General features: G+C 61.0%; 12 protein-coding genes. 5 read left to right on the top strand and 7 right to left on the bottom strand.

Annotated elements, in window-relative coordinates; all coding sequences use genetic code 11:
• Positions 1-110 precede the first annotated feature (110 nt).
• Positions 111-2,570, bottom strand: a complete 2,460-nt coding sequence (locus J7E24_RS00585; RefSeq protein WP_215134062.1) for a TonB-dependent receptor — start codon at positions 2,568-2,570, stop codon at positions 111-113.
• Positions 2,571-2,664: 94 nt separating this feature from the next.
• A complete protein-coding gene (locus tag J7E24_RS00590) occupies positions 2,665-4,038 on the bottom strand; it encodes an Nramp family divalent metal transporter (RefSeq protein WP_215134066.1) in 1,374 nt (457 codons plus the stop codon).
• 228 nt (positions 4,039-4,266) lie between these two features.
• On the opposite strand from J7E24_RS00590, the gene J7E24_RS00595 reads away from it, so the two are divergent.
• Positions 4,267-5,313, top strand: a complete 1,047-nt coding sequence (locus J7E24_RS00595; RefSeq protein WP_215134068.1) for a cation diffusion facilitator family transporter — start codon at positions 4,267-4,269, stop codon at positions 5,311-5,313.
• Between the two features lie 17 nt (positions 5,314-5,330).
• Here J7E24_RS00595 and J7E24_RS00600 read toward each other — a convergent pair whose 3' ends face one another.
• Positions 5,331-6,719 (bottom strand): PQQ-dependent sugar dehydrogenase, encoded by a 1,389-nt coding sequence (locus J7E24_RS00600; RefSeq protein WP_215134070.1) that lies wholly within the window; start codon positions 6,717-6,719, stop codon positions 5,331-5,333.
• Positions 6,720-6,845: 126 nt separating this feature from the next.
• On the opposite strand from J7E24_RS00600, the gene J7E24_RS00605 reads away from it, so the two are divergent.
• The 3 genes from J7E24_RS00605 (at position 6,846) to J7E24_RS00615 (ending at position 10,602) form a co-directional block, all read left to right on the top strand.
• A complete protein-coding gene (locus J7E24_RS00605) occupies positions 6,846-7,280 on the top strand; it encodes a GNAT family N-acetyltransferase (RefSeq protein WP_215134071.1) in 435 nt (144 codons plus the stop codon).
• Between the two features lie 102 nt (positions 7,281-7,382).
• Positions 7,383-8,000: a hypothetical protein gene (locus J7E24_RS00610; RefSeq protein WP_215134074.1), complete on the top strand. Its 618-nt coding sequence runs from the start codon at positions 7,383-7,385 to the stop codon at positions 7,998-8,000.
• 151 nt (positions 8,001-8,151) lie between these two features.
• Complete coding sequence (locus J7E24_RS00615; protein ID WP_215134076.1) at positions 8,152-10,602, top strand: S9 family peptidase; 2,451 nt, start codon at positions 8,152-8,154, stop codon at positions 10,600-10,602.
• 103 nt (positions 10,603-10,705) lie between these two features.
• Here the strand turns inward: J7E24_RS00615 and J7E24_RS00620 are convergent, their stop codons facing one another.
• Positions 10,706-11,530 (bottom strand): phosphatase PAP2 family protein, encoded by an 825-nt coding sequence (locus tag J7E24_RS00620; RefSeq protein WP_215134078.1) that lies wholly within the window; start codon positions 11,528-11,530, stop codon positions 10,706-10,708.
• A gap of 216 nt (positions 11,531-11,746) precedes the next feature.
• Between J7E24_RS00620 and metK the strand changes: the two genes are divergently transcribed.
• A complete protein-coding gene (gene metK / locus J7E24_RS00625; RefSeq protein ID WP_215134080.1) occupies positions 11,747-13,009 on the top strand; it encodes a methionine adenosyltransferase in 1,263 nt (420 codons plus the stop codon).
• 161 nt (positions 13,010-13,170) lie between these two features.
• Here the strand turns inward: metK and hpf are convergent, their stop codons facing one another.
• The 3 genes from hpf to rpsU form a co-directional block, all read right to left on the bottom strand.
• Positions 13,171-13,470 (bottom strand): ribosome hibernation-promoting factor, HPF/YfiA family, encoded by a 300-nt coding sequence (gene hpf / locus J7E24_RS00630; RefSeq protein ID WP_019946230.1) that lies wholly within the window; start codon positions 13,468-13,470, stop codon positions 13,171-13,173.
• A gap of 33 nt (positions 13,471-13,503) precedes the next feature.
• A complete protein-coding gene (locus J7E24_RS00635; protein ID WP_215134082.1) occupies positions 13,504-14,391 on the bottom strand; it encodes a tyrosine-type recombinase/integrase in 888 nt (295 codons plus the stop codon).
• Positions 14,392-14,547: 156 nt separating this feature from the next.
• The gene (gene rpsU, locus J7E24_RS00640; RefSeq protein WP_019946232.1) at positions 14,548-14,748 is read right to left on the bottom strand and encodes a 30S ribosomal protein S21; all 201 of its coding nucleotides are present in this window, start codon (positions 14,746-14,748) and stop codon (positions 14,548-14,550) included.
• Positions 14,749-14,884 lie beyond the last annotated feature (136 nt).

Consider the following 14,884-nt stretch of genomic DNA (forward strand, 5'->3'; position numbering starts at 1 on the left):
AGGAAGCGTAGGGAGCCAGGCCATTATGCTACGCGCCCTGAGCCTGGCGCCCTAATGCCCTACTTACGCTGTCCGAATCAGACCTGAAGTGCCGTATCCGTTGCCAGCTTCTAAAACGGCACCACGACTTTCACGCTCAGGTTGCGGCCGGGGCTGTAGATGCCCAGACGACCGGTGGGTGCGGTACGGTAATACTCGAAGTACTTGAGGCGGTTGAGGTGGGACTGATACGCGACGTCGAACAGGTTATCGGCCTGCAGCACTAGTTGCAGAGCGTCGCGGCCGGAGGCGGTGCGCAGGGTGGTGCCAGCCCCCAGGCCCGTGAGCAGGTAGCCGGGCGTGGCGGTTTCGGCCCCATCTACGGCGTAGAAGCGGTTTTGGCGGGCGGTGCCGGCCACCGACAGACGCACATAGCTGCCGGCTAGGCGGCGGCCGGGTTGGTCGGGCAGGGCAAAGCGTAGCTCACTCTGGGCAGTAGGGGCCGGAATCAGGGGCAGGTAACGGGCCGCGGTGCCTTCCCGGTCCTGCAGGGCTGCATTTTTGTTGATGCCGATAACCAGGGCCGCGCCGGTACGCCAGCTCAGCCCCGGCAGCGCGGCGGGCTGCACATTGAAAGCTACTTCGCCCCCGAAGAGGTTGGCCGCCGCCTGCTCAAACTTGTAGGTCGAGTTGCCAAACTGGTCGCTCAGGGCCTGGCCGTTGGCATCGAACTGCTTGGCCTGGTAGATGAAGTTTTCGACGTGGTTGTAGAACGCCTCGGCGCTGGCCTCGAAGCCCGCTGACTTCCAGAGCACGCCCACATCCTGCTGCCAGTTGAATTCGGGCTCGAAATCGGGGTTGCCCAGGTAGATGATGTGGGCGCCGGGGTCGAGACCGTTCGAGCCGATTTCGGGGATGTTGGGGGCGCGGTAACCGCGGGCCACGTTGGCGCGCAGCACCAGGCCGGGACCCACCGCGTACGAGCCGCCTACACTGGCCGACACCCCCCGGTACACCTTATGGAAAGCCGAAAACTGCCGGTCGGCACCGGGCGTACCGGCATCGGCCTTAGTACCAAAGCCGGTAGCCGGGTCGATGCCGGTATAAAAGTCGTTCCAGTCTACCACGCGGGTATCGTAGCGCAGGCCGCCGGTCAGCTCCAGAGCGCCAAAGGCCTTTTTCACCACTCCGAAGCCCCCAATATCAAACAGCCGGTAGGGCGGAATGGCGAAATCGGTGGCGTTCAGGTGCTGGTTGTCCTGGCCCATGCCGTTCACGCCCACCGTCAATTCATAGCCACTGAAATCCTGGAAAAGGTAGCGGGCCTGGTAGTTGAGCGTGGTCAGGCGCAGGTCGAGGCCGGGCTGGGTGGGGGCGGTAGGGTGGTTGAACTCCTGGCGGTGGTTCTGCTGCATGCCCAGCAGCAGGCGCAGCTCGCCGGGGCCGGTTTTCAACTCGCTCGTAACAAAGGCCCGGTAGTGCTGAATGTGCTGATACAGGGGGCTGATGCCGTAGCTTTTCAGCTCCGAATTGCTCACTATGGGCCGGTTATTAAAGTCGTCCTGGTTGCCATCAAATAGCTGTTTAGTAAAGGCGCGACTCAGTGAGTCGCGGCTGCCGTCGGGTATTTCCTGCCGGTTGTCGTAGGTCGTCAGCCACAGGCGCACGTTGCCCCACGCTCGCTGCACGCCCACCATGCCCGTCAGGTTCAGCTCGCGGAAACCCGTGTTGTATACCCGGTCATCCACGGGGTTGCTGTAGTCGCGGGCCCAGCGGTGGCTGCCCCGCAGGCTGGTCTGGAAGCCATTTTTCTGGTAGTCGAAGGCCAGCGACTTGCCCACCAAGCCGTTCACCGACTGGTACTCGGCCAGCGCCTCACCGTGCAGCTCGCCCTCAGGGCCCATAGGCAGGGCGGGCAGCAGGTTCACTACGCCGGCCACGGCATCGGAGCCATACAGCAGGCTGGCGGGGCCCTTCACCACTTCCACCCTATCGAGGCCGTAGCCGTCTACCTCAATGCCGTGCTCGTCGCCCCACTGCTGGCCTTCCTGGCGCAGCCCGTTGAACATCGTGAGCACCCGGTTGTAGCCCAGCCCCCGGATAAAGGGCTTGCTGATGTTGGGGCCGGTGGTTACGGCTGAGAGGCCGGGCACGCCGCGCACGGCCGCGTCAATGGCGTTGCCGTTGGCATTAAGGCGGATTTCGCGGCCCGTTATGGCCGCAATGGGCACCGGTGAGCGACGAATCTCGGTGCTGCGGCTCACACCGGTAACCACCACTTCGCCCAGCGTACTCTCAGTCGACTGCAGCCGCACTATCAGGGCCTGGGCCAGCGGGAGCATTAGATTTTGGGTAGCCGTGGTATAGCCCACTGCACTCACCTGTATTTGCTGTGGCCCGGCCGGCAGATCTGACAGCGCAAAGCGGCCACTTTCGTCGGCGGCGGCACCTTGCTGCAGGGCAAGTAAAGCCACGTTGGCATACGGCACCGGCTGGCCCCGTTGGTCGAGCACCCGGCCGCGCAGGCTGGTGGTTTGAGCCAGCACTGGTAAAGTCAGCAAGCAAAGAATCAGGGTAGATAGAATTTTCATTTAACAAAGGCGAATTAAATTTTTAGATCTATCTAAATCAGAGGTCAGTTAAAAACCGCTACATTGGTTTGTAGCGGTTTCAACGAAGCCGGTATTAGGCTCCCGTGAAGAACTGGAACAGCAGGTAGCCGTTCAGGCTCAGGATGATGGCCGACACTGTCCAGCAGACAGCCTGCAGCCACGGCTTGTTTACGAACACGCCCATTTTGAGCTTGTTGCCCGTGAACAACACCAGCGGAATAACGGCGAAGCTGAGCTGCATCGACAGAATAACCTGGCTTAGCACCAGCAAGTCGCTCGTGCCCTTCTCGCCATACAGAATCGTAACAATAAGGGCCGGCACCACCGCAATGGCGCGGGTTATCAGGCGGCGCATCCAGGGCCTGAGCTTGATATCGAGGAAGCCTTCCATCACGATTTGCCCGGCCAGCGTGCCGGTCAGGGTCGAATTCTGGCCCGAAGCCAGCAGCGCAATGGCAAATACCACCGAGGCTGCTCCCGCGCCCAGCACCGGCGTCAGCAGCTTATGGGCGTCGTAGATGTCGGCTACCTCGCGCAGGTTGTTGCTGTGGAATGCCGCAGCCGACACCACCAGAATGGCCCCGTTCACGAAGAAGGCCAGAAACAGCGCCGCCGTGCTATCAATGGTGGCAAACTTGATGGCCGAGCGCCGGGCGGGCTCGGTGGGCTCGACGGCCCTAGTTTGCACAATGCTGGAGTGCAGGTACAGGTTGTGGGGCATTACGGTGGCCCCCAGAATACCAATGGCCAGGTACAGCGCGCTCGGGTCAGTTACGATTTCCGGCTTCGGAATCAGGCCCTGGGCCATGGCAAAGTAGTCGGGGTTGGAGGCTATAATCTCGTAGATAAAGCAGCCGAAAATCACGAAAACCAAGCCGGCCACGATGCTCTCGATGATGCGGAAGCCCTTGCTCTGGAAGTAGAGCACCACCAGCACATCGAGGATGGTGAGCACGACGCCCCAGGTGAGCGGGATGCCAAAGAGCAGGTTGATGGCAATGGCCGAGCCGATAACTTCGGCCAAGTCGCAGGCGGCAATGGCAATTTCGCACAGCAGCCAGAGCACGAACGAAACGGGCTTGGAGTAATGGTCGCGGCAGGCCTGGGCCAGGTCGCGGCCCGTTACGATGCCCAGCTTCACGGCCAGGTGCTGCAGCAGCATGGCGAAGAAGTTGGAAATCAGAATCACCGACAGCAGCATGTAGCCATACTTGGCCCCGCCCTCCAGGTCGGTGGCCCAGTTGCCGGGGTCCATGTAGCCCACGGCTACCATCAGGCCCGGCCCGGTAAAGGCCCACAGCTTACGCCAGAATGTAGCCCCTTCGGGCGGCACCATAATGGAGGCGTACACCTCCGACAGCGAGTTGGCGCGCCGGGGATAACGCCAGCCGGCATTCTGGTCGAATGAGGTAGTGGTCGAAGAAGAAACAGGTATGGGTTGAGACATAGATGCCGGAAGGTAAGCGGGCTAGATGCGTAGCAAAGATACGATGCCGCCTGATTTTTAGATTACCCTAAATTTAATTTTTAAAGCATCTAGTTTACTCAGATGTGCCGGAAAAGTTTTGTGCTTTTAGCAAAAGCGGAATTTTAGCGGCCCGGCTCGCGTCGGATGGGGCCGGGCCAAATGCTAGCTTTGTCCGGAATCCGTTCATTTTCGCCTTCTTTGCCCGCCATGAAGCTGCCGCTCAAAACCCGATACGCCCTGCTCTCACTGGTTGTGAGCGTGGTGCTGGTGGGCGTGAAGTTCTACGCCTGGGCCCTCACCGACTCGCAGGTCGTGCTCACCGACGCGCTGGAGTCCATCATCAATATTGTGGCCAGCGCTTTTGCGCTCTACAGCATCTACCTGGCCGGGCTGCCCAAAGACGAAAACCACCCCTACGGCCACGGCAAAATCGAGTACCTGTCGGTAGGGTTCGAGGGCGGGCTGATTCTGATGGCGGGCGGCTACATTTTTTATGCGGCGCTACTGGCCCTCTGGGAGCCCCACAGCGTGGCCCGGCCCGACTGGGGCATGGCGCTGCTGGCGGCCACCGCCTTCGTAAACCTGGGCACCGGCTGGCTGCTGGTGCGCGCCGGCCGCCAGCACCACTCGCCAGCCCTGGTCGGCGACGGCCAGCACCTCTACCTCGATGCCGTGAGCACCTTCGTTTCGTGCGCCGCGCTGGGTCTGGTCATGCTCACCGATAACGTGCTGTATGATGCGCTGGCGGCCCTGGGGCTGGGCGTGTTCATCGTGGTGAACGGGTTCCGGATGGTGCGCCGCTCGGTGTCGGGGCTGATGGACGAGGCCGATGTGGCCACTGTGCAGCAGGTGGTGGCCGAGTTGCAGGAGCACCGCGAACCGGCCTGGATCGACGTGCACAACCTGCGCGTGCAGCGCTACGGCGCCAGCCTGCACATCGACTGCCACGTAACGATGCCCTACTACCTGAGCCTGGAGCAAACCCACGAGCACGTGCACGGCATCGAGGCGCTGGTGGCCCAGGAGTTTGGTGTACCCGTCGAAATGTTCGTGCACGCCGACCCCTGCACCTTTGCCGCCTGCTGGCACTGCCACGTAGCCGACTGCCCCGTGCGCCGCCACCCTTTCACGCAGGAAATTACCTGGACGCTGGCCAACGTGGCCAAAAACGAGCGGCACCACCTGGAGGCAGCCCCGCCCATTGGCGCTATGTCTCCCCCACAGCCACCTTCTCCGAAAAAGGAGATGGAGTGAGGCGAGATACTACTACCTTATTCCACTACCAGCCGCTGCGTACGGCCGCCGTTCTGCACTAGATACACGCCCGGCTTCAGACCCTCAACCGAAAGTGTGAGCTGACTTTGGCCGGCCGCAAAACGTGCGGTTTGCACTTGGCGGCCTAGCGCGTCGCTGATGCTGATGGCGCCGGTAGCCAGCGCGGGGCGCTCCAGCGTGAAAGTGTGGCGGGCGGGGTTGGGCCAGAGGCGCAGGCGGGCGGCTGCAGGAGCCGTAGTGGTTGTTACCACGAAGTCGCGGTTTTCGAGCACCAGTATCCGGTCGTCGGTGGCGGCGGGGTTGCCACGTCCGTCGCGGTTGCTGGTGGCCACGTACACTTTCCCCTGCGGAGACACGCAGATGGCCCGCAGCCGGCCGAAGCCAGTGAGGTAGTCGGTGCGGGTAGTGATGGCGTTGCCGGTAGCGTTAAGGACCAGGTCGGTGAGGCGGGCAGCTTTGAGCGAAACCAGCAGCAAACGGTTCTGCCAGCCCGGAATGGCGGGCGACGTGTAGTACGCAAGGCCCGCCACGGCCAGCGTGGGCGTCCAGGCCGTGAGGGGTTCGCGCACGTTGTTCTGGGTGCAGAAGGCCAGCTCGGTGGTTTGGTCGCAAAAGCCTTCCACGGTGGGCCAGCCGTAGTTGCGGCCGGGCTCAATCAGGTTCAGCTCGTCGTCGCTGTTGGCCCCATGCTCCGAGCTGTAAATGCGGTTACCGGGCCCCAGCGCCAGGCCCTGGGGGTTGCGGTGGCCCAGCGTGTAGGTAAGGCTCCCGGAAATGGGGTTGTTGGCGGGCACGCTGCCATCGAGGTTGAGGCGCAGAATTTTGCCGTTGAGCGAGGCCGAATTCTGGGCCTGGGGTAGCTGCTGGGCGTCGCCGGTGCTCATGAGCAGCGTGCGGTCGGGCAGAATGAGCAGGCGCGAGCCGCTGTGGGTGCTGGTGGCCGGAATGTTGCCCAGCAGCACCAGCGGGGCGCTTAGTGTGCCGTTGGCGTACGTCAGGCGCACCAGCTTTTCGAGGTAGACCCCGTTTTCAGTGTAATTGTACACCACGTACACGAAAGGCGCCGTGGCAAAATCGGGATGCAGCGCCATGCCCAGCAGCCCGCCCTCCGACGACGTGGACACATCGGAAAGCGTAATGAGCGGCGAAACTGTGCCGGTGGCGGGGTTTACCCGGCTGATGCGGCCGCCGCGCTCGGTCATCCAGATGAAATTATCGGGCCCCCAGACCAGCTCCCACGGCACCGTCAGGCCGGTGGCCAGGGCCGAAACAGTAATGGTGGTGGCACCGACCGGGAAGGTGGTGAGGGCCGGCAGCGGCGTTTGGGCCGCCAGAGGCGCGGTGGCCAGTAGCAGGGCCGATAACGAGGTGCAAAAACGATTCATAGCGAGGCTGTTGGGTGGTCGGAGAGAAGATGCATAAGGTAGCAAAAACGACCGACTCGCGGGTCCCGACTTTCGCGTCTGCCGTAAGCTGCCGTTCTTGCCGCTGCTCTTCAACTCCCGCCGTCCATGTTCACTGTCAGCCCCGACCCCGCCCGCCTTGATGTGCCCCTGATTCACCAGTATCTCAGCCAGCACTCGTACTGGGGGCTGGGTATGCCGCTCGAAACCCTGGAGCGGGCCATTGCCAACTCGCTGAACTTCGGCCTCTACGCCCCCGATGGCCGTCAGGCAGCCTTCGCCCGGGTAATTACCGACCGGGCCACATTTGCCTGGCTCTGCGACGTATTCGTGCTGCCCGAATACCAGGGCCAGGGCCTGGGCAAGCAGCTCGTGGAAACCATCATGGCCCACCCCGATTTGCAGGGCGTGCGCCGCTTCATGCTGGCTACCCTCGACGCGCACAGCCTCTACCGCCGCTTCGGCTTTCAGGATTTGCCTACTCCCGAGCGGTTCCTGGAAATCAAGAAAGCCAACCCCTACGGCGTGCCCACCGGGAATTAGGCTGTAACGCGAAGCTCCAGCTTCGCGGGTCGTTGCTGACGTTGCTACGATTCTGTTCGACGATGCGCGAAGCTGGAGCATCGCGCTACATGCTACTTCCTCATGCAAACCCGCTGGAACTCCCTGGTAAGTCCGCTAATGCCCGACGCGGCCCGAAGCGCCCAGATGTACGCGCAACTTGTGGCCGCCTACTCCGGCTCCGGCCGCCACTACCATACCCTGCGCCACGTGCAAACCCTACTGAACACCGTGGAGGAGTACGCCGGGCAGGTGGAAGACCGGCCGGTAGTGGAGCTGGCCGTCTGGTTTCACGATGCGGTGTACAACTATCTGTCGGCCGAGAACGAGGCCCGTAGCGCCGAACTGGCCCGGCAGTTTCTGGCGCACTCCAGGCTCAGCGCTGAGCGGCAGGCGCGGGTGGCCTATCTCATCGAGTGCACCGCCCGCCACACCGCCGCCCACGCCCCGGCCCCCGACCTGGATTTCTTCCTCGATGCCGACCTGCGGGTACTCGGTGCCGAGCCAGCCGATTACGCCGAATACGCCCGCCAGATTCGGCAGGAATACCGCCTGGTGCCTGCCGTGCTGTACCGCCGGGGCCGCCGCAAGGTGCTGGAGCAGCTGCTGGCCGCCCCGGTTCTGTACCGCACCACCGCGTTTGAGCAGCGGTTCGGGGTGGCGGCGCGGCGCAACCTGCAGGCAGAGCTGAACGGCTTGTAGCGCGAAGCCCCAGCTTCGCGCATCGTTGCTGACTGCCAAACGACATCGTTCAACGCCCCGCGAAGCGGAAGCTTCGCTTTACAGCTGTTCTACGGCGCAACGCCCCGCGTACCGGCCGCGTCCCTTATCTTCCGAAACGAAATTCCTGCCCATGACCCACCGTTACCTGCTGCCCCTGGCGGCGCTGCTGCTGGCCGGCCCGGCCCAGGCCCAACAGCTGGCCCCACTCACCGTCGAAAAAATAATGCGCGACCAGGCCCAGTGGCTGGGCACTTCGCCCAGCAACGTTTCCTGGGCCGACGACGGCAAATCCATCTATTTCAACTGGAACCCCGAGAAGGCCCGCCGCGATTCGCTCTACCGCATTGCGCCGGGTGGCGGCACGGCTCGCAAGGTGAGCCTGCGCGAGCAGGTAGGACTACCGGCAGCCGAGGGTGAGTATGACCGGCGCTACCAGCGCAAGCTCTACGAAAAGGCCGGCGACATTTACCTGCTCGACCTCAAAACCCAGCGCATCCGGCGCGTAACCAACACCGCCGAGCAGGAAACTGACCCGCACTTCGCCCTGCAGGACCAGGCCATCAGCTACAGCCGCGGCGGCAACCTGTTCACCTGGGACCCCGCTACCGGCGAAACCGTGCAGCGCACCGACTTCCGCAAGGGCAACCGCCCTGCCGGCGCCTCCACCGACAAAAGCGAACAGTACCTGAAGGCCCAGCAGTTGGCACTGTTTGATGTGTTGCGCGAGAAGGAGCAGGACGCCAAGGCCCGGCAACGGCAGCAGAAGGCGCTGGCCAAGCTCCGGCCCAAGGCCATCTGGCTCGGTACCCAAACGGTGCGCAACCTGCGCCTCTCGCCCGACGGCCGTTATGTAACCTACACGTTGGCCCAGGAGCCGCCAACTGCCAAGGTGGCCCTGGTACCCGATTTCGTAACCGCTTCGGGCTTCACCGAGGACATTAATACCCGCACCAAAGTAGGCGCGGCGCAAACGGCGTTGCAGCTGGGTCTCTACGACGTGGGCCGCGACACCACCTTTGTACTGGGCTACACCGAGCTGCAGGGCCTCGACGAGCAGCCCGCCTACCGCAAGGAGTACCAGCTGAAAGCCAAAGCCCCCATGCCCGCCGATTCGGCGAAGGCGGCTAAAACAGCCAAAACCGCTAAGTCGGCCGCCGAATTGCGGCGGGTGGCTCCCTACGGCCCGTTCTGGTCGGATGATGGCCGCCACGCCTTCCTCGTCATCCGGAGCGCCGATAACAAGGACCGTTGGCTGGTGGGCCTCGACCCGGCCACCCAAAAAATAACGCTGCTTGACCGCCAGCACGACGACGCCTGGATTAACGGACCTGGCATTGGCTACGGCGAAGGCAACGTGGGCTGGCTGCCCGGCTCGCACCAGCTCTGGTTCCAGAGCGAAGCCACCGGCTACTCGCACCTCTACACCTACGACATGGCAAGCGGCCAGAAGAAAGCCCTGACCAGCGGAAAATTTGAAATCCAGAAAACCCAGCTCAGCCGCGACGGCAAAACGTGGTACCTGCTGGCCAACAAGAACCACCCCGGCGAGCAGCACCTCTACCGCATGCCGGTAAGCGGCGGCGCGCTCGTGCAGCTCACCACCCAGCCCGGCGGCTACGACGAAGCCTCGCTTTCGCCCGATGAGAAAACCTGGGCCCTACGCTACAGCACCAGCAACAAACCCTGGGAACTGTACACGATGCCCAACAAGCCGGGGGCCAACATGCGCGCCCTTACCCACTCCACCACGCCCGAGTTCGAGAGCTACGCTTGGCGCCAGCCCGAGGTAATCGAGTACAAGGCCCGCGACGGAGCCGGCGTGTACGCCCGTCTCTACCGCCCCGCCAATCCGCAGGCGCAGGGTCCGGCCGTAATTTTCGTGCATGGTGCCGGCTACCTCCAGAACGCGCACAAGTGGTGGAGCAGCTACTCCCGCGAGTACATGTTCCACAATTTGCTGGTGGATAAAGGCTACACGGTGCTCGACATCGACTACCGGGGCTCGGCCGGCTACGGCCGCGACGTGCGCACGGGCATCTACCGCTACATGGGCGGCAAGGACCTCACCGACCAGGTAGACGGGGCCAAGCTGCTAGCCGAAAAATACGGCGTCAGCCCCCAGCGCATCGGCATCTACGGTGGCTCCTATGGCGGTTTTATTACGCTGATGGCTATGTTCACCCAGCCCGAGGTATTCCAGGCCGGCGCGGCTCTGCGCTCGGTTACCGACTGGGCCCACTACAACCACGGCTACACCGGCAACATCCTCAACGAGCCTTTCAACGACTCCATCGCCTACGCCCGCTCCTCGCCCATCAACTACGCCGCCGGCCTCAAAGGCCACCTGCTCATGTGCCACGGCATGGTCGATACCAACGTGCACTTCCAGGACATCGTGCGCCTCACCCAGCGCCTCATCGAGTTGAAAAAGGAGAACTGGGAGCTGGCCGTGTACCCGGTCGAAAACCACGGCTTCACCGAGCCTTCGTCGTGGACGGATGAGTACCGCCGCATCCTCAAGCTGTTCGAGGCAAACCTGAAGCCTGCCCCAGCCGCCGGTAGCGGAGCCGGTGGGCAGTAGCGTCGGCGGCACGCACACTTTATAAAGCCAGAACCGGCGGCAGGCTAAGCCTGTCGCCGGTTCTGGCTTTATCACTTCATCAATCAGCCGAACCGCTGCGGGGCTACAGCTGCTTTATGAAACCCAGCCCCGAGTAAGCGTAGCCGTTTATGTTAACGCCCTGCACCGGATACACTGAGAGGCCGGTACGGCTGGTGGTTTTGTGCAGTTGTGGCACCAAAATGCCCACCGCCGCGCCTACCGTGTAGCCCAAAATGTTGTCGGAGAGGAAGTGCTTGCCGGCCTTGAGTCGGAAGTAGCCCGTAGCCGCAGGCAGCAGTGCCGCCGTGCCCCACACAAAAGGGCGGGCTGCCGAGCCGGGGTTGAAATCGTGGTATACTTTGGCGGCGAAGAACGTAGCTGCCGCCGTGTTGGCTGTATGGCCGGCAAAAAACGAGTTGGTGGAGATATGACTGTTACGCTTGCCGCCCCCTTCGGAGCCATACAGGAACGGACGGTAGCGGTACACATTGCCGGCAGTAAGCGTGAAAGTGGCGTTGGAGGCCAGCATAGTTTGCAGATACAATCCCAATACCTGCCCGTAGCGGCCCCGCACGTCGCTGTCGAGGGCCAATAGCCCGGGTGCCAGCAGCAACGACGGATACACGATCAAGTCGCTGGCTGTTTGAGCGCTGGTGCTGAAATTTCCGGCCGCAAACCGGTCAAACTTCGGTACATCCTGCTTATTGAGGGCCGCCAGCTGCGAGTTGTTCAGTCCGTCCTTTTTAGAAATCAGCAGCAGTCCCACGCCGCTCAGTGCCCCCAAGCCCGCCGTAACAGGCGCATCGACGGCAAAGCGGGTGCGGTAGGGCGAAGGGGCGCGCTGGGCCTGCACTTCAGACAGGGGCAGTAGCGGCAAAAGCAGCAGTGGGGTAAAGTACTTTTTCATCGGAGAGATGGGAAAACCAAAAAAGGGACGGACTGTTAAGGGCTTGAAACGCAAATGCAGCCTTACGGTTTATGTTGGCGCTACGCAGACTGCTCCCAGCATGTTTCTGAGTAAGCCAACCGCCGGAAATCTTGTAGCTTTGCGGCCCTGCCTGGCCCTTTGCCAGTACGGGGCAGGGGCTACCGGCCTCTCGCGTACTTCTACCCTTCTTAGCTGATGCCCTACCTGTTCACTTCCGAGTCCGTTTCGGAAGGCCACCCGGATAAAGTAGCCGACCAGATTTCCGACGCTATCCTCGACGAATACCTGCGCCAGGACCCCACCGCCAAAGTGGCCTGCGAAACGCTCGTAACCACTGATTTTGCCCTCGTGGCCGGCGAAATAAAGTCGACTGCCCATGTGGATGCCGAGCCTATTATCCGCGAGGTTATCCGCCGCATCGGCTACCATAAGCCCGAGTACCTGTTCAATGCCGATACCTGCGAGGTGATGAACCGCCTGCATGAGCAGTCGCCCGACATCAACCAGGGCGTGGTACGCGCTACGGCCGAAGAGCAGGGTGCCGGCGACCAGGGCATGATGTTCGGCTACGCGACCAACGAAACGGCTAACTACATGCCGCTGGGCCTCGACCTGTCGCACCGGCTGCTGCGCGAGCTATCGGCACTGCGCAAGGAAGGCCGCGAAATGACTTACCTGCGCCCCGATGCCAAAAGCCAGGTCACCATTCGCTACGCCGACGACAACACGCCCGAAGCCATCGAAACCATCGTCGTCAGCACCCAGCACGATGAGTTCGACGCCGACGAGGCCACCATGTTGCGCCGCATCGAGCAGGATATCAAAACCATCCTTATTCCCCGCGTGAAGGCCCAACTCGACGCCAACACCCAGGCCCTGTTTACTGACGGTATCACCTACCACATCAACCCCACGGGCAAGTTCGTCATCGGTGGCCCCCACGGCGACTCGGGCCTGACGGGCCGCAAGATTATTGTGGACACCTACGGCGGCAAAGGAGCCCACGGCGGTGGTGCCTTCTCGGGCAAAGATTCGAGCAAAGTCGACCGTTCGGCAGCTTACGCAGCCCGCCACATTGCCAAAAACCTGGTGGCGGCCGGCGTGGCCGACCAGGTGTTGGTGCAGGTAGCCTACGCCATTGGCGTAGCCGAGCCGGTGGGTGTGTTTGTAACCACCTACGGCACCACCCAGGCCAGCAACGGCAACGGCGAAAAGCTCACCGACGGCCAGATTGCCCGGAAAGTGCAGAACATTTTCGACCTGCGCCCCTATTCCATTGTACAGCGCCTGGGCCTACAGAACCCCATCTTTGCTGAGTCGGCCGCCTATGGCCACATGGGCCGCGACGCCGGCACCAAGCAGGTGAGCATGCCCGATGGCAGCACCAAAACCGTCGAAACCTTTACCTGGGAGAAGCTCGACTACGTGGACCGGATTAAGGCGGAGTTTTCTTTATAAGAACTGCAAGCCTCCAGCTACAAGTAGCAAGCTTTCGTGTAGGTAAGCAGTAGTTGACCTCCTTGTAACCTTACAGAAAAGCCCCGTCTGAATAGTCAGACGGGGCTTTTCTGTGAACGAAAATCTTGTCGCTTATAGCTGAACGCTTGCAGCTTAAAAACCTAGTAATTCACCAGCTTCTCTTTGTGCTTTACCAACTGGCGGCGCATGGCCTCGTAGCAGGCGTCGGTAGCCGCCTCAAAAGTAGGCGCGTCTTCTTCGCAGAACAGAGTATTGCCGGGCACCATCAGTTTGAATTCTACCGTTTTGTTGGCAATGCCGTCTTTGTTATTCACTTTGAGGATAACCTCACCCTCGGTTATACGGTCGAAGAAGGTTTCGAGCTTGTTGAGGCGTTGCTGGATGAAATCGAGCAGGGGCTGGCCGGCGTCAAAATGCACCGAGTTGATCTGTACTTTCATCGACTAGGGGGTTAAGGGTAAACAATAAAGCAATCAGGCCTTGGGATGGGCCTTTTCGAAAACGGACTTCAACCGGTCGATACTCAGGTGGGTGTATACCTGCGTAGCGGCCAGGTTGGCGTGCCCAAGCAATTCTTTAATGGCATTCAAATCAGCTCCTTTGCCCAGCAGATGCGTGGCAAAGGAGTGGCGGAGCACATGCGGATGCTGCTGGCCCGAAGCCGTAGTTATCTGACTCAGATAATGCTTCACGGTGCGATAAACCAACTTTTCGTACAGCGGCTCGCCTTTGTCTGTAACGAGAAGTGGCCCCGTGGCGTTGCCGCTACTGTCGAACTCGCGCCGTTGCCGGGCTATATATTGTTCCAACACCCGCACCAAACCGGGGTTGAGCGGCACAATACGCTGCTTATTGCCCTTACCCGTTACGCGCACGGTGCTGCCAGCCAAGCTCAAGTCGGCCAGCCGAATGCCCAGTAGCTCTGAAAGGCGCATACCGGTGCCATACAGTAGTTCCAGAATCAACTGGTCGCGGGCCCCGGCGAAGGTATCTGGAAACTCGAAGGAGTTCAGAAGGTTGTTAAGGCTCTCCTCGGGCACAAAGTCGGGCAGCTTCTTGGCTGTTTTGGGCGAGGTGATGCGTAGCATCGGATTTTTGACCACCGCTCCGGTACGCAACAAATAGCTGTAGTAGGAGCGCAGGCAGGCAATTTTACGATTCACGGTACGCGCGTCGAGTTGCTGCTGCATGAGTTGCACCACCCAGGAGCGGATCAAGGTGTGGTCGGCTTGTGCTGGGTTATGAAGCTCGTAAGTGGCCGCAAGGAATTCGCTGAACTGCCGCAGGTCCGTTTGGTACGACACAACCGTATGCGGGCTGTACCGCTTCTCGAAGCGCAGATAATCAAAAAACAACTCCATAATTAAGCAGCAACTAATGGCTGGACAGCCAATGTAGGCAATTCAACCAAGCAAACAAACCTACCGGCCAAAACGCAAGAAACCCGTCTGATTCGCTCAAAGCGCGAATCAGACGGGTTTCTCAACTAAGTCAGCAGCTAGGCTGCAACCAAATCTTTATTTGGGGTCTGCATCAGGACCGTAAGTAGAAAGCTTGTAGATGGCCTTCTGCTTCTGCTTGCGGTTGGTGATGGAGGGCTTCTGGAAAAAAGTGCGACGACGCAGTTCTTTCAGAACGCCGGTGCGCTCGAATTTCTTCTTGAAGCGCTTGAGCGCGCGGTCAACCGACTCGTTTTCTTTGATTTGGACGATGAGCATATCAGCAGTGAACTTGAAAAATCAACTATGAAGGGCCGCAAAGATACATCACAGATTTTACAGATGAAAAGGATACCGCAGATTCGTTCTGAATATTCAGCAGAAATCTGGTTCACAGCATCCAAAACGAATCTGC

Origin of the sequence: Hymenobacter sp. ISL-91 (genome assembly GCF_018613725.1) — a bacterium.
GTDB lineage: Bacteria > Bacteroidota > Bacteroidia > Cytophagales > Hymenobacteraceae > Hymenobacter.